Origin of the sequence: Neorhizobium petrolearium (assembly GCF_029854435.1) — a bacterium.
Lineage (GTDB): Bacteria > Pseudomonadota > Alphaproteobacteria > Rhizobiales > Rhizobiaceae > Neorhizobium > Neorhizobium petrolearium.
In genome coordinates this window covers 4,074,913-4,093,199 of record NZ_CP123000.1, presented here as the reverse complement: position 1 = coordinate 4,093,199, position 18,287 = coordinate 4,074,913, and the positions used below count along the sequence as shown (strand labels likewise).

The window sequence follows — 18,287 nt, the reverse complement described above, 5'->3', positions numbered from 1 at the left end:
GAAACCATGTCGTCTAAATTGTAATCGTCGACGAACTGCATCCTTTTCTACTGACGCCCTGTGTGGTGGGATGCGCGTTCGCGGGGTGGCGGGTTATCGAATTAAATGCTGAAAAAAATTGCAGACGCGCGCCTGTTCGGATCTTTGCCCGAGGACGCGGGGCCACGGAAAATGACTTTTCGAGGCGGTGCGATGCACTCTGTGCGGTCTCCAGGATCGCAGGAATTCGTATCCGAAGGTCACGTTTTCGTCGTCATGCTGGCTCCCTGCGCGGGTATCAGCGTGACGTTCGGGGCTGATCGGGTGCAGAATTTTGACGCGACGGCGGGCCAGACCGTCGTGATCCCCGCCGGGGTGGTTAGCAGGACGAGCTGGAATTCGCGGCGGGAAAACATTGTCGTAGCGATTTCGCAAGAAAGCATGCTCGATCTCGCGGGACATGCGCTGGATCGCGTGGACTTCGAGATCAGGCTGGCGAACCAGGCCGTTGATCATACTGCTCTGCATTTCGCGAAATTGATGAAAGCGGAACTCAAGCATCCCGATTACGCCAACGAGCTCTATCTCGACTCCCTGATCACCGCCTTCGGCGTTCATATTCTTCGCAACTATTGCATCGCAAAGCTACAACGTCCGGTGAGAGCGGGGCTTTCCACCATCGCGGCCAGTCGGGTGCGGGAGTATCTGGATGTGCATTTCAGACGAAAATTGACGATTGCCGAGCTTGCCAACATCTGCGGGCTTTCTCCGGGGCATTTCGCTCACGCTTTCGTGAAAACGTTCGGGACCACTCCACATCGCTATCTTATTGAACGACGCTTGGAATTTGCTGAGGGCCTTCTTACGCAAACTGCTTTTCCCATCTCCGAAGTGGCGTTCCTGAGTGGATTCTCCAGCCAAAGCCATCTTACCAACATGATGAAGACATATAGGGGCAAGACGCCAAGTCAGCTGCGCTGAACCGGATCGCAGGCGGCGGATCATGCAAGTATAGCTGAGCACGCATTGGCCGATGCGGCAGGGACAGCGGCGACTTTTCATTATTGAACCAGCCCACCAAAACAGCACTTCACCCACGATTCGAAATACTCGGTGATAGCGGTTTATGCTTTGTGGATGTTTGCTATCAATGTATATATCAAAATATTCTTAGGTATTAATATTAACATACAATATGATTTGCCAGCCTCTGGATTTCTCTGGTAAAGTTATTCTTGCCAGTTGCGGGAGCGTATTCACTCTCCGGTCGAAGTCGCGAATGCCAATGGAAATATGCATCGCGTGATGCCTGCTTTCGTAAAAAATACCCAAAAAAAAACAAAGAAGGAGGAGGGGTATGGCAAAATTAACATGGATATGCGCTGGATGTGATGTTGAGTTCGAATTAAGAAAGATCGATCAGTGGAGAATGTTGCACGTGGAGATTTCGTCCAGGCGAGGTCCCCCACGCCTGAGCGAGACCTTCGAGCTTTGTCCGGACTGTCAAAATCGTCTCGTCAATATGGCGGATCCCCGTAAATGGCCCAGGTCCGAGGTCGGGTTATCTCGATGATCTGGCCAATGGAAATCTCCTCCATCGCATACCGATGCTGAGAAATGATGCCTCTCCGAAAGAGGCTCTGATCTTTTGTTGACGTTATCCAGGCGATTCTGACGCCTCTTGAATTGCTTTTTTGCTGCATTAGCTCCGCCTTAATTAGCTTCGTTCGTCCTGGAATTTGGAGAAGCAATTGTTTTGGCGCTGTGACGGGTGTGGCGAAAAGAGGCGACTTCGCAAGATCGACGAATTCCGATGGACCACTATCAGCGTCACGTCGGCCTCAGGGGCCCAACTTGCCCACGACAAATATGAGCTTTGTCCGGACTGCGCCTGCCGGCTGCTCCAATATGCAAATCCGAGGGAATGGGGGACGGTGGCAACGATCCAACTTTTGCAGGAAGCTAGTCTCAAGACCGCCCGTCCATAGGCAGGGCTTCCATTCGATGCCGCATCCATTGAGAAAATCTCTTATGAATGAGATGATGAATATCAATTCCTGATCAGAATCACTGTCTGCAGAAGCACTTGACGACAAATTCATCGCCCGCCCCCCTGGCACGCAAAGAGCCTTATCACACCGTCCGGCAATACGAGCAGCGGCATGTCTGGCGGCTTGGGACGGAATTCTTGCAGCATGAGCATCTGGGGCGACATATTCTGCAATATTGCGCGACGATGAACCAGGAGCCGTCACCACGAAAGTCTTCGAATAAGATCTTCGCTCAGCAGTTCCGCTATATGACCTGCTTTAATCTGATCAGCAATTATATGAGCTGGAAACGGGGCGAGGGAAAGCCACCAACCTTGAAGGCGTTACAGGAAACCGTTTCCGCCAGCCCCCGGCATGTCGCCGACCTGATTGCGGCTTTGCGGGACAGCAACCACGTCACCGCCCAACGGCAGGCGACGGACCGTCGTTCGATTTATCTCATCCCGTCGCCGAAGCTTCTGCTCGAAGTGGCGCGCTCACCGCTGTCTTTCCTGAAAATATCGGAAGGCATGAGACCAGCCGATCGGTCGCTCGCCGATCTTCTTGTGGGAAACTCAGATCTCCTTGCTCTATGGATCGCCCGATCCATAGAGGAATTCAAGAAGCTCGATATCGTCTTCCGGCCTTTCCCTAATGTCGTGCAGTTCAGCACGCGCGATGCCGGCTACCTCATACTCACGGCAGTGATCGGATCTTATTACAGCAAAATACACGAAGACGAGCCATGGCAGGGCGGCTTGGCGCCGGAGAACCTTGCCGGGCGTTTCGGGGTGTCGCGCCAGCACGTCCGTAATCTTTTTTCGGAAGCAAGAGAAAACGGTGTGTTTGCCGTCAGCAGCGGCCAACTTTCCGAAATCAGTCCGGCGCTCGTCGACGAGTTCGAAACATGGTCTGTCGGGCAGATGGCCCACTATCGGCTGCTTGCGGAAGAAATGCGTGATTTGGCCGGGACCGAGACAATTTCTGCACACCCCTGAGGCAGATCAAACCCGCGACATCGCTTGTCATTAACATTGCCGCATCGCGTCATGGATCGATGCAAAGTTTGGACTGCCACCCAGCGTGCCTGTCTCCTATAAGACGCGGGGCTAAAAAGAACTCAACTTGATGTCGTCCGCGGACTGACCGACGGGCAAGAGTAGAAGGGTGTGAACGCTTTTGCGGCGAGGAACCCTGTACACTTGCACCAAAGGCAACACGGGGAATTTTTCCGTGGACTGTTCATGGGCTGGCGGCCACCGGGGCAGGGATCATGATTCCATTCGGCTTTGCAGGCTTGAAGGCGCAACTGTTGTCGACGACCGGATTGGCGCTTGCGCTTGCCGCAGGCGCCGGCCTCGCGCGGCCGGCCCTGGCCGATCCGCTTCCCGCCGGGGCAAGTGTTGCGGCGGGGCAGGTATCGGTCGGCTCCGCAGGAAAGTCGATGACGATCACGCAAGGCTCGCAGAATGCCATCGTCAACTGGAACAGCTTTTCGGTCGGCCAGGGTCATGCCGTCAACTTCGTTCAGCCCGGAAGCTCCTCCGCAATCCTCAACCGCGTCACCGGATCGACCACATCGACGATTGCCGGATCGCTCACCGGCAACGGCCATGTCTATCTGATCAATCCCAACGGGATCGCGATCACCAAGACCGGCAATGTCAAGGTCGGCGGAGGCTTCGTGGCTTCGACGCTGGATACCAGCGACGAGGAGTTCCTGAAGGGAAAGAGGACATTTGCCGGCAAGGGGGCTTCCGCGGCAGTCGAGAACAGCGGCGTGATCACCATCGGCCGGGGCGGATATGCAGCCTTGATAGGTGGGCGGGTCAGCAATGACGGGCTGATCAGCGTGCCGATGGGCAAGGTGGGACTGGGATCGGGCGAAGAGGCCACGCTCGACCTGTCCGGCGACGGCTTTCTGCAGGTCGCAGTGCCAACCAAAGCAGGCGGTGCGGATGCGCTTGTCAAGAACGGGGGCCGGATCTCCGCCGATGGAGGCCGTGTCGTCATTTCGGCGGCTACTGCGCGAGAGGCGGCGAGAAACGCCATCAACCTTCCCGGAACGGTCGAGGCCAGAACGATCAGCGGCAGGCAGGGCGAGATCGTCATCGGCGGTGGAGCAGGGGGGAGCGTCTCCGTATCCGGCCGTCTGAATGCGACCGCCAAAGGCGGCGGCAAGGGCGGAAAGGTGAAGATCACCGGCAAATCCGTGAAGCTGAATGGTGCCGTAGTCGATGCATCCGGCGCGGCGGGAGGCGGCACGGTGGAAGTCGGTGGCAATCGTCAGGGCAAGGGACTGTTGCAGCGAGCTGAAACCACTGCGGCGGATCGGAAAAGCATAATCCGTGCGGATGCGACCGAAGGCGGTACAGGCGGAGACGTCGTCATCTGGTCCGACGAGATGACTGTTTTTGACGGGTTGATTACGGCAAGGGGCACCGGTCCCGGATCGGGCGGAGAAGTGGAGGTCTCGGGCAAGGCGAAGCTCGACTTTGCCGGCGCGGTGGACCTGACCGCTGAAAACGGCCGCTTCGGTAATTTGCTTCTCGATCCCTACAACGTCACCATTGCCCTTAGGCCGTCCAGCAATTCCAACGGCATGACCCCCACGGGGAACGACAGTGTCATAGACGTCCTTACGCTCCAGAACGCGCTGGCAACCGCAAATGTCACGATTGCAACTGGTGGCTCTGGGTCGCCCGGCAGCCAGGCAGGCGACATTACCGTGGCGGTTGCCGGCGATCTTTTCTGGTCGAGCGACTCGATTCTCACTCTTTCTGCCTATGGCGACATTCATATCGATTCCCCCATCGTCGCCACCGGCGCCAATGCCGGCCTGGTGCTGAACTATGGCGACTTCGCCACGAGCGGCAGCGCGTCGACCGGCAGCGACTATTTCGTCCACCGGCCGGTCACTCTTTCAGGCGCCAATGCCGGTCTGACGATCAACGGGGAGGCGTATACGATCATCCGCAGCGCCGAACGGCTGCAGGCGATGAATGGCAACCTTGGCGGCAACTATGCCTTGGCCGGCACGCTCGATCTCGAACCCGCCATGGCGTGGAATGACGAGACCGGCATGGTCCCAATCGGCGATTATGCCGACCCGTTTACAGGCACGTTTACCGGAATGGGCAATAGCATCGAATGGCTCTTTTTGATGAAGCCCGACCGGGAGGCCGCCGGTCTCTTCGGCGTTTCATCCGGCACCATTCGCGACGTGAATCTCCATCTGGGCGTCGCCAGCGGTGCGAAATATGTCGGCTCTCTCGTGGGCGTCAACAGCGGCATCGTCAAGAACGCTTCCTCCAGCGGCGTGTTCGCGGGTGGTAGCCTGTATTCGGGAGGGCTTGTCGGCCTCAACACCGGTACGATTTATGGGTCATACACTGAAGCAATGCTCTCCAGCACCCAGACCGGATATGGCAATGGCGGTCTGGTTGGACGCAATGACGGCACGATTGAAAAGAGTCATGCCGAAATCACTATTTCCGGAAGAACGTCGATCGGCGGACTTGTCGGCGAAAACAACGGGACGATAACCTCGTCTTATGCAGGATCGAGCGTCAGCGGTGTTATCTCCGTTGGCGGACTTGCCGGCACAAACAACGGGACAATCACCGATTCCTATGCCACAGGCGCGACCAACGGAGCAAACAATGTCGGCGGACTGGTTGGCGACAACAAGGGGGCGATCTCCAGCGCATATGCGACCGGCGGTGTCGGAGTGGGCGGCGGCACAGGGGTTGCGGCCGCCGGAGGACTGATCGGCTCCAATTCCGGCCAGGTCCACGATGTCTACGCGACGGGAAACGTTCAAGCGACCCAGGATCTTGGCGGCGAGATCGTCAATGATCCCATTCCTGATCTTTTCATGCCCATCTTCGGGGATAACGTTCACGGTTCCTACCCGCAAACTACCGACCTGCGAGGCATACAGAAGGTCGGCGGCCTGGTTGGTTTCAACAGCGGAGTGGTCACCGATGCCTATGCCACCGGCGACGTCACCGGCACGGTGACCGGGTTTCAAGGTGTGATCTACCAGTTTGTCGGCGGATTGATCGGTGAGAACGGCGGTGCCATCAGCAACGTATTTGCGACCGGGGACGTGGATACCAATACCGGCGGTGCGGACGGTGGGCAGATGGGATACGGGACCGGGGGGCTTGTCGGCCTGAATATTGCATCGACGAGCGGCGGTGAGGCGACAATTTCCAATGCCTATGCAGCGGGCAATGTGAACGGCGGATATGGTACAGGCGGACTCATCGGGGTCAACGGTACCGGCGGCGCTGTCAGCAGTTCCTACGCAACCGGCGATGTTACGGGATTCAGCCTGATCGGTGGGCTGGTCGGACTGAACCAGGACGCTACGGTCAGTGGCTCCTATTCGACAGGCGCCGTGAGCGGGCAGCTCGATCTCGGAGGGCTTGTCGGAAACAATCTCGGAACCGTGGTTGGCAGTTTCTGGAACACCACGTCCTCAGGCCTCGCCAATGGATTTGGCAAGGGCACCATCGCCGGAGCGACGGGTCTTGATGACGCGCAAATGATGCAGCTGGCGAGCTTTGAAATGGCCGGCTGGGATATAGACGACGCAGGGGGCACCGGTTCCGTTTGGCGAATCTACGACGGATACACCTCGCCCCTGCTGCGCAGCTTCCTGACGCCGGTCACCGTCAAGGCCAATGATGCCAGCAAGGTCTATGACGGCACGGACCAGGGCGGCGAATCCGGCTACAGCATTTCGGTTGATGGCGCAGAGCTTCTCGGCACCCCCTCATATGCCGGATCCGGCAGGAATGTCGGCAGCCACGAGCTGACCGTTTCCGGCCTTTATTCCAGCCAACAGGGCAGCGACATCAGCTATGCCTCCGGCACGCTGACGATCACACCACGCGCCATCACCGTCATCGCCGGGGATACGAGCCGGACCTATGGCGATGTCAATCCGGCACTCGGCTACACGGTGGGCGGCGCAGGTCTCGTCGAAGGCGAAACGCTTTCGGGGGCTCTCTCGACCGCGGCTACCACTTCCTCCGGTGTCGGCTCCTATGCGATCGGACAAGGCAGCCTTGCGGCCTCGTCGAATTACGACGTCACTTTTCAGGACGGAACGCTAACGGTGACGCCGCGGGCTATCACCGTCTCGGCGCATGCCGCGAGCCGCATCTATGGCAACGACAACCCCATTTTCAGCTATTCGGTGGGCGGTCAGGGACTGGTGAATGGCGACAGTCTCGGCGGGACACTCTCAACCGACGCTACGGCAAGGTCCAATGTCGGCTCCTACGCCATCGAGCAGGGAAGCCTGGCGGCTTCGTCAAACTACACGCTTACGTATGTGGGTGGAACACTCGCCATCGTGCCGCGGTCGATCACGGTCACGGCCGACGATCTGACGCGCGACTACGGCGACGCGAATCCAGCACTCACCTATACCGCCGGCGGGCTGCTAGACGGAGACATGCTCTCCGGTGCTCTTTCAACCACGGCGACGGGGGCGTCGGGAGTTGGCCGCTACACGATTTCCAAGGGCACGCTCGACAACGGCAATTACGATATCAGCTTCACGCCCGGGACGCTGGCGATCACGCCGCGTGCCATCACTGTCACTGCTGGCGACACGAGCAGAACCTATGGCAATGCCAATCCGGCTCTTGGCTATCTGGTCGGCGGCAAAAGTCTCGTCAATGGCGACATGCTTTCCGGCGCTCTGTCGACGGCGGCCAGTACCGCCTCGGGTGTTGGTTCCTACACGATCGGCAAAGGCAGTCTCACCGCTTCCTCCAACTACGACGTCACTTATCAGGGAGGGACGTTAACGATCATCCCACGCGCCATCACCGTCATCGCCGGCAACACGAGCCGCACCTATGGCGACAACAATCCCGTCCTCGATTACACGGTTGGCGGCGAAGGGCTCGTCAACGGCGACATGCTTTCCGGTGCGCTTTCGACGACGGCCACCGCCACCTCGGGTGTTGGCTTCTACGCGATCGGCCAGGGCAGCCTCGCCGCTTCCTCCAATTACAACGTCACCTATCGGGGTGGCACCCTGACAGTGACACCCCGGGCCATCACGGTGACCGCAAGCGGAGCGAGCCGGATCTATGGCAACGAGAATCCGGCACTCGCCTATAGCATCGGTGGCCAAGGGCTGGTGAACGGCGACAGCCTCGGCGGCATGCTCGCGACGGAGGCGACGGCACAGTCCGACGCCGGCAGCTACCTTATTACGCAAGGCACGCTGGACAGCGACAATTATGCGATCAGCTATCAGGGCAATGTGCTGACGGTACTGCCGCGAGATATCACGGTCACGGCCAATGATATCGTCAGAAGGGGCGGTAGCGCCAATCCGGCGCTCACCTACTCCATTGGCGGGCCTGGCCTGGCCAACGGCGACGTTCTGACCGGCAGCCTTGCAACGGCAGCCGGTATCGGATCGGCCGCAGGACGCTACGATATCTCGCAAGGCAGTCTCAGCGGCTCTGCCAATTACGCCATGACTTTCCGGCCGGGAACCTTGACCGTGGTCGAACAGGGGTCTGCCACACTCCCCCCGGTTACAAGCGGGCCGACCATTCAAAGTCCTGCGGGAATCGTCGAGCAGTTCATCCGGCAGCAGCAGGCTCTTTCCGGCATAATGGACGGCACGGATTATGACGAGTCGGAGAAGCCGACGAGCAAGCCGAGTGTGCAATCATCCGGCATCAGCGGTGACAGAAACGGAGACAGCGGTAACAGCACTCTGGAGGAAGAACTGAATGATCTGCTCTGAGAGCCGGGCAGAAAGGCTCTCCGTCCGGGCGGCTCTGGCGTTTCCAATCGTTTACGTTTCCGCTGCGGCGGTGCTCTCAATGGCCTTGGCCTGCAGTCCAGCTTTCGGGCAGACTGCGAGCCAGATCACACAGCCCTCCTACGCGCCGCCGCAGACGCGGCAGCCAGGCGGCATTTCCCTGCCCGCCACAACCGGCCTCGACACGCCCGCGGGTGCCGAGCGGCTTTTTGTGACGTTGGACGGTATTGACGTTGAGAACGGCTTTCCCGAACTGGCCGCCGCCGGCAAAGAGGTCGAGGCCAGGCTAAAGGGGCGGAAGGTTTCCGGTTCGGATCTCTTTGCCGCGGCGCGCGACCTGGAGGCGGCATATGCACGAGCTGGTTACTTGCTGGTGCGTGTGAGCCTTCCCCCTCAGACGATCCGGGATGGCGCACGCTTGAGGATGGTGGTTACAGACGGTTACGTCGAAGCAATCGACGTTTCGGCACTCCCCTCCAATGCACGCATGCGCATTCGAAACCTTCTTGCTCCGCTTGTCGGTGCGCGGCGCGTAAAAAGGCAGGAACTGGAAAAGCGGCTCCTTCTGGCGGACGACACGCCGGGCGTCGTGCTGAACTCAACACTCAAGCCGGGAGCGAAGCCGGGTTCGACATTACTGGTCATAGGCGGTCGCTACGATCCGGTGACGACCGATCTCTCGCTGGACAACAGTCTGTCGGAGGATCTCGGGCGCTATGTCTTTGGCATCGGAACGCAGTTCAACAGCGTGTTTGGCCTCGGCGAACAGATATACCTCCGCATTGGAGGCTACCCGGACGATGATCTCTTCGGCGCCGATCCGCGCAACCGCCAGATGTCAGCAGGCTTCATTCTTCCGTTGGGGCTCGACGGGCTGTCGCTGAATGTCGAGGCGACGGATACGAAAACCAATCCGGACTCCGAAATGGGCTATCGCCTCAGCGACCATTACGAGCGCTTATCGCTGCGGTTGAATTATGACTGGCTCCGCTCGCGCGATCTCAATCTTTCGAGCAGTCTGGCACTGGATGTGGCAAACGAACGACAGACGATCGTTCTCGGTTCCAGCGAGTCTCCTTTTAACGAGGATCGCTTGCGTGTTTTGCGCCTTGGCCAGTCGCTTGATGCGGAAACGCCCTGGGGCGCCTCTTTACGGGGCGCGGTTACCGCATCCTTCGGCCTGGATGCATTGGGCGCGCGCCAGGCGACGTTTGACCTGCCCATGACGCGTTACGGCGCAGAACCTGATTTCCAGAAGATGGATGTCCGATGGAGCTACAGCCAATCGGTGATGGATGGCCGGCTGCTTTTGAGTATCGACGGTCGCGCGCAGACGTCCTTCGGGCAGGCGCTGGCGGCTTCCGAGCAGCTCGGTCTTGGCGGGCCGGACGGGCTTTCCGCTTACGATTCCGGCACGCTTGAGGGCGACAGCGGCATTGTTTCGCGAGCCGAATTGGCTTTTCCCTTGGCCTTCTCTCCCCTTGCCGACAAGACCGCTCTCGGGGGAGCCTTCACACCCTATGTTTTTGCGTCCGGCGGGTCTGCGGTTCTGCACAAACCCACTGCACTGGAGTCGGAGATCGTGCGGGCTGCGGTTTTCGGAGTGGGGTTCCGGGCCGCCTTGGGGCAGATAGCAGGCCCCGGCGCCGCAAGCTTCTCGCTTGAATATGCACATGGCAGCGACAGTGACGGCGGGCGGGAAGATCGCATCACCCTGCGCTTCGTGGGGAGCTTCTGATTTGAGGCACAGCGCCGCGACAACAGTTATCTCACGCTGAATTCAAAATCGATACCGGCGAACCGCGTCACTCAGGCTCCGAGACCGACATGCCGGCCCCACCGTAGGAGGGCTCTGGCGAAACGGCAGATAAGCTGAATGTTGCGGCTTCAACCGCTCCAGAAGCGGACTACCAGACATGAGCGGATCTGCGTGTGGGCAAGAGCTGCATCGTCTCCGGTTGCCGCCAGACGAACTGGTCCAGGCGGGGTTGGACATCGCTGACCCATTCAGTGCTGTCGGCCAGATCTGCCTTGAATACCGCATAGGCATGTGCCGATTCAAAAGCGTCGACCTGCACACAGACCGTTTCTCCCTCGCGAACCGGCAATCTGGGGAAGGTGTTTTCGCTCCGTTCGGTTACGAAGCACGCATCGCTGCGTGCACCAGCTCGCTGCATAAGGGGGGCGACATAGTTGCCGAAAAACGTCACAAATTCGTCTTCGCGCCGAGGCGCCAAAGAATAGGTCGTCACCGTTACAAGCGGCTTGCCGCCGTCGGCCGAACGCGCCGCGGTGAACGGCGGTTGCCCGGCAGAGTGGAGCAGAAGCACGTTGTCGGAGTTGATCATCGTATCATTGGCGGTCGCTCCGAACGCCTTCCATACGGGGCCGCCGTAGAACTCTGCAAGCGACCTGGCCCGGGAGGGCATGTCAGGGAATGACCGGACCCAGACAAAAGCGTCGGGATCGTCGCAATCACGATACATGCCGTGCAGGGTCATGCCGGTGGCAATCTGGCTTTCGATAAATTCGCGTTCAAACAATTCGATGAGGTCATCGCGCCTGCCGCGCTTCAGGCGGTAGCGGCGTAATTCAAAGACAGGACCTTCCGGCATTCGGTTCTCCAAAACAGGTTGATTGACCTGTTTTTATAACAGGACGATTGACCTGTAATTGTCAAGCGTCTAGATCAGGGTGTCGATATTTTTGGCTGGGCGCGATGACCAAACGCAGGAACGACCCCATTCGAATGAGAGAGCGGATTGCGGAAGATGCGTTTGCCGCTTTCACGCAGCGCGGCTATGCCTCCACTGGCATGCAGGACATCAGGCAAATCGCCGGCGTATCCGGAGGCGCGCTGGCGCACCATTTTCCTGCAAAACGGGACTTGCTCCTGGAAGTCATTCGCACCCAGCTTGGCCGCGCCGTCTATCGCACGTGCATTGAACCGTTTCTCACAGCGCCTGACGCACTTGACGGGGTGCGCGCCATGTCCGGCGTCGTTCGATCGGAACTAAGGGATGCCGAAGTGATAACCGGCTGCCCTTTGAACAATCTTGCGCTTGAGCTTTCCACGCTCGATGTTGAAGCCCGAGAGGAACTCGACAGGCTGTTTCAGAAATGGCGAGAAGCGATTGCCGAGCGTATCGGCAAGGATGTCGAGCTTGGTCTCGCACAATCCCTTGACCCCGGAAGAATGGCCACCTTGATTGTGGCCAGCTTTTCGGGTGCCATGTCTATGGCCAAGGCTTCGCAGAGCGTCGAACCATTGGAATCCTGCGGTACCCAAATCGATAACCTCATGAGCCCGCATTATCCCCGCCTTAGCGAGTATTAAGGGCAGTAGGCCAATGACCTGGTATCGCGCTTCAATCTACCGACGCGGCCGTTTCCCGGTCGATGTTATTGCTCGCGCCGCCTGGCTTTCACAAGCTAAAGACGCTTTGCATAATGCGATGCAGGGTCTTTCCTCGCCATCAGCATAACATGGTCCTCGGAGGCATCCGCAAGCGTCAGTGCCAATTCCGCTGCGGACCATCCGCGTCTCTCCAGATTATCGAGCATTTCCATCATTGCGATTTCGACCTCTCTTCTGCAGTTCGAAATCAGTTTCAGTTCGATGAGGTTCCCTTTGCAACTGGTAATCATCCTAGCCTCCGTTTGCCACATGAGAGGGGCTGCTTGATATGAAAGTTCGTAACATCGGTGGAATGGCGAGGGTTGCGAGCAACCTCTCGCTTCGCCGTCACTTGCCTTGACCGACGATTGCCTCAATGCTCCGCAGTCGCGAGCTTACGTAATCGCCATGCCGAAGCTTTGCGAATTCGTCGGTCGTTTGTGCCGGCGCATTTTTGAAAACGTACCACTGGCCATCGGGCTCACGCTTCTGATAGATCAGGCCTCCCTTCTTGCGGTGGCTGAAGCAGGTGATTGCAGCTGCCGTTCCGTTTTTGGCGTGCCAATCGGCGTTGAAGCAGAGTTTACCCGGCGCGGTGATGAACCAGCGGCCTATGCCGTAGGACGCTGCCCCATTTTCCCGCGACCAGGCAGTGAAGGTGCGGGCCTTTACTGAAAAATAGCCTGCGCCAGCTTTCCAGATCCAAGAATTCTGGCCGTAGAGTTTGTAGATTTCTGCATTGCTCAGAGGCTTCGAGGTTTCGATTCCGGCGGGTTCCCGAGTTCCGGCCGCAGACGCGGCCGTGGCGATGCTGCCGGCTAATGCGACTGCAAGAAGCACTTTTTGAACTGTCGACATGATTGGGTTCCTTCTTGGTCAATTGATGGACTGGCGGACAATCCGCCAGTCAGGCCGGCCATAGCCGTCTGGCCACGGGTAGACTTCACGATCGTTGAAGTAGATGACGGCGCTCAGCGCAGGGAACTCGGCATATCGCTTCGTCACGCTTTCGGCCCAGTTTCGCACATACGAGTCGTCGCCCTCGTAGCCGAGTTCGGCAACCATGACCGGCTTGCCGTAGCGCGCGACACGAGCATATCCGGGCGAGAGGCGCTCGGAAAACGTCTGGTCACGGCCGGTTTTATCCCTGTCGTACTGCTGCAGGCCAAATACCGAGAGGCCGACGAGATCAACGACATCGTCGCCAGGATAAAAGGCTTCGAGTCCTTCGTTGCCCTTGGGCGACCACATGTATTTGGCCGTCTTCAGATGAGTCTTGCAGACACGAACCACCCGGCGAAAAGCTTCCACATAATCCGCACCACGCCAGTGCGACCAGGAGAACTGATTGTCCGTCTCGTCCATTTCCTGCCCCCACCTTATGATGACCGGACTTTTCAGTGTAGCGGCGGCCGAGCAAACGGCGGCCATGTTGCCGTCGCGCGAACCGTTTAAGATGCTGTGCAGCAGTTCTTGCGACGTCTGGCGCCAGTCGGGCGACCACGACCAGGGTTCGACGGAGATCAGTAAGGTGCGGCCGCGAGCTTGCGCATAGTCATCGGCAAAGGCCAGCGTGGAGAGGTCGACGTCTTCCCATGGCAGAAAGAGATGTTCGATCTTCGAACTGGTCGCTTCGGCGAAATCGCCATGCGGATCATAGGCGCCGAGAATTATCGATTCAGGAGTTACGATCGGCCTCTTGATCGACGGCGTCGTTGATGGCGCGGTCATCGCAGGTGACTGCGCTTTTGGAATCCCGCGCGGGGCGGTTGCCGTGAGCACGGCTCCGGACAGCAACAGGCTGGTTAGCGACAAGGCTACTACTTTTGACAGGCTATGCATTGTCAACCTCCTTCAGGCTTAGACGCCACCAATCCGGATGAGCGGCCTCTGTTCTCATTTCGATTCCCGCCGGAACGGAAATCCATCGTGGCTTCAGTATGGTTCTGCGTAATGCGGCTCCGCCCTTGCCGGCGCCGGCAACTGCGTAACGCTCTTCGAAGATCTGCAGGCGCCCACTTCCCCAGGCGAGCGCCTCGGCCCCGTCTTTCCCGTGTATGGTCGTCGCGACCCCCGGCAGTGCGATAAGCGCCAGGAGTGCCGTCACCATTGCCGGGCGGTAGAAACGGGGGGCTGCTGCGATCGTGTTTTCCCGCGTATGCCGGACGACTATGACCACAAGCAGCAGCGTGTAGATTGCCGCGTTCAAAATGGTGAAGAGATAGAACCCCTTGGGCGTTCCGGCACCATTGATGGACAGGGCGGGCAGCACAGCTGCGATTGCGAGGAAGACGTAAGGCCCCAGAACGCGCAGCGGCAGCGGATCGACTTCCGATCGACCTTTCGGGGTGACCCGGAAATCGACGAACGATCCGGTGAACCAGTCATAGATCGCAGCCAAGGTACCGGCGACTGCCCAGGGCCAGCGCGCAAAAAGAAAGAGCATGCATTCCCAGCTCAGGATCTTCGCGTCGTAGGGCCGGAACGAACCGCTGGCCCGCCAGCGGTAGGCCATCAGCACGAGAATGACCGAGAGCGGCGCGAAATGCGCCAGAAAATCCGGATAGGTCACGGTCACGAAGTTTTCGCCGCGCGCCAGGGCGATGATCGGCATCGCAAACATGAGCAGCATGAAGAATGCGAAAAGCGGGTACCAGAGCTGGGAGAACAGGAACTGGAACTTGAGCCTGAGCGGCAACCGGCCGACAAGGCGGGGTGAGTACCTCAACAGCAGCATGACGAGGCTCCGCGACCACTGGAATTCCTGTGTCACAAGGTCGCTGAAGGTGCCGGGTCCGTCGCCATGGGCGATCGCGTCGAGAGCGTGTACGCCCCGCCAGCCGGCAGCATTCATCATCAGTGTCGTCGAGTGGTCTTCCGCCAGTTCCGGGCCGAGACCGCCGATCCCCCTGAGCGCCGCCGTGCGAACCGCATAATGCGATCCTATGCACAGCGGCGCCAGCCCCCCATTGTAGCCGGCTTGCAGCGAGCCGTGCATGCTGGCTTCGGCGTGGAGTCTTCCGCGTGCCGACCAGCTTTCGGACGCGTTCTTGTCGCAGATGCTGGGCGCCGAGACATAGCCGACTTTCGGATCGGCGAAGGGGCGCAGCATCTGGAAAAGATAGCCGGGCTCAGGAACATGATCCGCATCAAGCTGTGCCACGAAGTCATAGCGGTCGTACCCGTACTGGTCGTAGAAGAAGGCGAGATTGCCTTCCTTGCAACGCGTGCGCCTGGGCCAGGAGGTCCTGTGGTAGTCGGATCGTCCTTTGCGGGTCGAAACGAAGACGCCGTGCCTGCTGCACCAGTCGAGGGTTTCGGCGGAAGGGTCCTCGTCGGCAATCCAGGTATCATGCGGTACATCCTGGGCAAGCATCGCCTGCAATGTCTCCCTGACGACGGAGAAGGGCTCCGACGGTGCCTTGGTCACGACCATGGCTACGCGACTGCCGGCCGGTAGACGCAAAGGGCCGTTTGGTTTTGCTGCCCGGTAGAAGACGATGATGAAATAGGCCGGCAGAACGGTGATCCAGGCCAGCACGAGGCTCACGATAATGGAGCCGAACGCGTCTATGTGATGGCGTGGCTCCAGCCACCAGGCCCAAAAATAAATGAAAGCAACGGCCCATACGCCCGCTCCGGAAAGATATTCCGCTCGGCGATACCCAGTCAGAACCGGCACGAGCAGCGGCTCTTGGGATCGCTCCGAGGCATCCGTCGTTCTGACGATTGAAGGTTCGTTCACGAGCGCACCTCCAATCCAAAGAACGGAGCGGCCGTTCGCACGATGGTCTTCAGGTCGGAGTGTTGAGGCCGGAAGCCCAGCGTCTCACGCGCTAAGCCGGGGTCCGCGTAAAGGCTGGGCGGATCGCCGGGCCGGCGCGGACGGATCACGATCGGAACCTCGCGCCCGGTCGTTTCCTCGATCATGAGCAAGACTTCTTTGATGGAAAAACCACGTCCGGTGCCAAGGTTGAGAGCAAGGTTTGGCCCGCCTCTGACGAGATGATCAAAAGCCAGGACGTGGGCGCGTGCGAGATCGGCGACGTGAATATAATCCCTTATGCAGGTACCATCCGGCGTGTCGTAGTCGTCACCGAAGATCTCCAGGTGCGGGATCTGGCCGGCTGCGGCCTGCATTGCCCGCGGAATGAGGTGGGTTTCTGGAAAATGCCATTCACCAAGCTCGCCTTCCGGATCGGCTCCGCAGGCGTTGAAGTAGCGCAGCGCGACGTAACGCAGGCCGAAAGCAACCGCGTAGTCGGCGAGCACATTCTCACCGATCAGCTTGGTCTTGCCGTAGGGATTGATCGGAGCCTTTGGTGTCGCCTCATCAATCGGCAGTGTGGGAGGGATCCCATAGACGGCGCAACTCGATGAAAATATGATGTTCTGAAGCCCGGTCTGCCGGCAGGCATCGGCAAGCGACAATGCACCGCAGACATTGTTGTTGTAATATTTTGCGGGATTTTGCACCGACTCGCCGACATAAGCCGATGCCGCGAAATGAATGACGGCGTCGGGGGCATATTTTTCGATGACCTCGATCAGACCGTCGGAATCGAGGATGTCGCCCTCGATGAAAGGCCCCCAGCGGACAGACGATCGGTTCCCGGTCGTGAGATTGTCGTAGACGATCGGCTCGATCCCTTCCAATCGAAGCAACTTGGCAGTGTGACTGCCGATAAAGCCGGCACCGCCTGTGACAAGGACCCGGGGCGCACCCATCAGATCGCCTCCGCCAATTCGGGGGTCGCGCGGGTGAGAAGGCGATCGAAATGGCCGATCGTCTGCACGAGGCCGCTCGCCAAATCCACATTCGGACGCCAGCCGAGTTCCTGCGTGGCGAGCGAAATATCGGGGCGGCGCTGGCGAGGATCGTCGGCGGGCAGCGGGCGATGGATGATTTTCGACCGGGATCTGGTCAGTTCAATCACCTGTTCAGCCAGTTCTCCAATCGTGAATTCTCCGGGATTGCCGAGATTGATCGGCCCCGTCAGCGACGCCGAGGACGCCATCATGCGAATGAGGCCATCGATCAGATCATCGACAAAGCAGAACGAACGGGTCTGTGAACCATCGCCGTATATCGTGATGTCCTGTCCCGTCAGTGCCTGGACGACGAAATTCGAAACTACGCGGCCGTCGTCCGGGCGCATTCGAGGACCGTATGTGTTGAAGATGCGGACGACCTTGATCTCGACGTCGTGCTTTTTGTGAAAGTCGAAGAACAAAGTCTCTGCGCAACGCTTACCTTCATCATAACAGGAGCGCGGGCCAAAAGGATTGACGTTGCCCCAGTAACTTTCGACTTGCGGGTGGACATTGGGGTCTCCGTAGACCTCCGAGGTGGAAGCCTGAAGGATGCGTGCACCGGTGCGCGCGGCCAGCTCCAGCAGGTTGAGCGACCCTATCACGCAGGTCTTCGTGGTGTGGACCGGGTCGGATTGATAGTGCGGGGGAGATGCCGGGCACGCGAGATTGTAGATCTCGTCAACTTCCAACTCGGTGGGCAGCACGATGTCGTGGGCGACGACGCTGAAGGCATCGAGGTGGTTCAGACGAGCTATATTGCGCCTCAAACCTGTGGAGAAATTATCGAGACAGATTACCTGATGCCCTGCTGCCAGTAGCGCCTCGCATAGATGTGATCCGAGGAAACCTGCACCTCCGGCGACAAGAACTCTCTTTCGCGATTGATGGCTGTGTGGTGAAGAATTCCTGCCGTAGACCAAAGCCTGTGCAGAACGCGCACGAATGTTACCAAGATAGTTCACAGCTATCCTCCCATGTTTTCATATTTTGTTTTGGATATGCGTAGTTTCACATTGAGAGCGCCAAGAAACTACATCGCGCTGGAATGTGAATGTTTGATTATTCCGGCTTGTGTTCGGAATTAATCATTACTTACTTAGATACAGTCTCAAGACGCAATTGTCGTTATCCCCGCATCCTAAAAATTGTCGTTCCGTACATTTCTGCTTAAAATGGAATATGATAGAAGGCTTATGTGCGTGACGTTTCAGCCACTTCCGTTGTTCCAGGCGGATTGTGCGGAGGTTCAGCTGCGAAAACG

General features: G+C 58.6%; 11 protein-coding genes. 5 read left to right on the top strand and 6 right to left on the bottom strand.

Features of this window, described 5'->3' with window-relative positions:
* The first annotated feature begins 105 nt into the window (after positions 1-105).
* The 4 genes from QEO92_RS19935 (at position 106) to QEO92_RS19920 (ending at position 10,552) form a co-directional block, all read left to right on the top strand.
* Positions 106-960, top strand: coding sequence for a helix-turn-helix domain-containing protein (locus tag QEO92_RS19935; protein ID WP_227704189.1), 855 nt, complete (start codon positions 106-108; stop codon positions 958-960).
* Positions 961-2,167: 1,207 nt separating this feature from the next.
* On the top strand, positions 2,168-3,007 hold the full coding sequence (locus tag QEO92_RS19930; protein ID WP_227704188.1) for a MarR family transcriptional regulator: 840 nt from the start codon (positions 2,168-2,170) through the stop codon (positions 3,005-3,007).
* Between the two features lie 275 nt (positions 3,008-3,282).
* Positions 3,283-8,796: an MBG domain-containing protein gene (locus QEO92_RS19925; RefSeq protein WP_227704187.1), complete on the top strand. Its 5,514-nt coding sequence runs from the start codon at positions 3,283-3,285 to the stop codon at positions 8,794-8,796.
* The gene (locus QEO92_RS19920; RefSeq protein ID WP_227704186.1) at positions 8,783-10,552 is read left to right on the top strand and encodes a ShlB/FhaC/HecB family hemolysin secretion/activation protein; all 1,770 of its coding nucleotides are present in this window, start codon (positions 8,783-8,785) and stop codon (positions 10,550-10,552) included. Before QEO92_RS19925 ends, QEO92_RS19920 begins: the two co-directional genes overlap by 14 nt.
* Positions 10,553-10,721: 169 nt before the next feature.
* Here QEO92_RS19920 and QEO92_RS19915 read toward each other — a convergent pair whose 3' ends face one another.
* Positions 10,722-11,429: an NIPSNAP family protein gene (locus QEO92_RS19915; RefSeq protein ID WP_037153479.1), complete on the bottom strand. Its 708-nt coding sequence runs from the start codon at positions 11,427-11,429 to the stop codon at positions 10,722-10,724.
* A 200-nt stretch (positions 11,430-11,629) separates the two neighbouring features.
* On the opposite strand from QEO92_RS19915, the gene QEO92_RS19910 reads away from it, so the two are divergent.
* Positions 11,630-12,151 (top strand): TetR/AcrR family transcriptional regulator, encoded by a 522-nt coding sequence (locus tag QEO92_RS19910; RefSeq protein ID WP_280107466.1) that lies wholly within the window; start codon positions 11,630-11,632, stop codon positions 12,149-12,151.
* A 408-nt stretch (positions 12,152-12,559) separates the two neighbouring features.
* On the opposite strand, the gene QEO92_RS19905 is transcribed toward QEO92_RS19910, so the two are convergent.
* From QEO92_RS19905 to QEO92_RS19885, 5 genes are read right to left on the bottom strand one after another with little or no spacing between them, the layout of a single operon-like run.
* On the bottom strand, positions 12,560-13,069 hold the full coding sequence (locus QEO92_RS19905; RefSeq protein WP_227704184.1) for a DUF995 domain-containing protein: 510 nt from the start codon (positions 13,067-13,069) through the stop codon (positions 12,560-12,562).
* Between the two features lie 18 nt (positions 13,070-13,087).
* Positions 13,088-14,053, bottom strand: a complete 966-nt coding sequence (locus QEO92_RS19900; RefSeq protein ID WP_227704183.1) for a glycoside hydrolase family 26 protein — start codon at positions 14,051-14,053, stop codon at positions 13,088-13,090.
* Positions 14,046-15,956: a glycosyltransferase family 2 protein gene (locus tag QEO92_RS19895; RefSeq protein WP_227704182.1), complete on the bottom strand. Its 1,911-nt coding sequence runs from the start codon at positions 15,954-15,956 to the stop codon at positions 14,046-14,048. Before QEO92_RS19895 ends, QEO92_RS19900 begins: the two co-directional genes overlap by 8 nt.
* Positions 15,953-16,939, bottom strand: a complete 987-nt coding sequence (galE, locus tag QEO92_RS19890; protein WP_037153459.1) for a UDP-glucose 4-epimerase GalE — start codon at positions 16,937-16,939, stop codon at positions 15,953-15,955. The genes QEO92_RS19895 and galE overlap by 4 nt, the downstream gene beginning before the upstream one ends.
* Positions 16,939-17,988, bottom strand: coding sequence for a UDP-glucuronic acid decarboxylase family protein (locus QEO92_RS19885; protein WP_227704181.1), 1,050 nt, complete (start codon positions 17,986-17,988; stop codon positions 16,939-16,941). The genes galE and QEO92_RS19885 overlap by 1 nt, the downstream gene beginning before the upstream one ends.
* Positions 17,989-18,287: the final 299 nt, after the last annotated feature.

Bases quoted from the DNA above. Each gene is read 5' to 3' on its own strand.
- QEO92_RS19925 (WP_227704187.1), top strand. From the start codon at position 3,283: ATGATTCCATTCGGCTTTGCAGGCTTGAAGGCGCAACTGTTGTCGACG.
- QEO92_RS19910 (WP_280107466.1), top strand. From the start codon at position 11,630: ATGCAGGACATCAGGCAAATCGCCGGCGTATCCGGAGGCGCGCTGGCG.
- QEO92_RS19920 (WP_227704186.1), top strand. From the start codon at position 8,783: ATGATCTGCTCTGAGAGCCGGGCAGAAAGGCTCTCCGTCCGGGCGGCT.
- QEO92_RS19905 (WP_227704184.1), bottom strand. From the start codon at position 13,069: ATGTCGACAGTTCAAAAAGTGCTTCTTGCAGTCGCATTAGCCGGCAGC.
- QEO92_RS19915 (WP_037153479.1), bottom strand. From the start codon at position 11,429: ATGCCGGAAGGTCCTGTCTTTGAATTACGCCGCTACCGCCTGAAGCGC.
- galE (WP_037153459.1), bottom strand. From the start codon at position 16,939: ATGGGTGCGCCCCGGGTCCTTGTCACAGGCGGTGCCGGCTTTATCGGC.
- QEO92_RS19900 (WP_227704183.1), bottom strand. From the start codon at position 14,053: ATGCATAGCCTGTCAAAAGTAGTAGCCTTGTCGCTAACCAGCCTGTTG.
- QEO92_RS19935 (WP_227704189.1), top strand. From the start codon at position 106: ATGCTGAAAAAAATTGCAGACGCGCGCCTGTTCGGATCTTTGCCCGAG.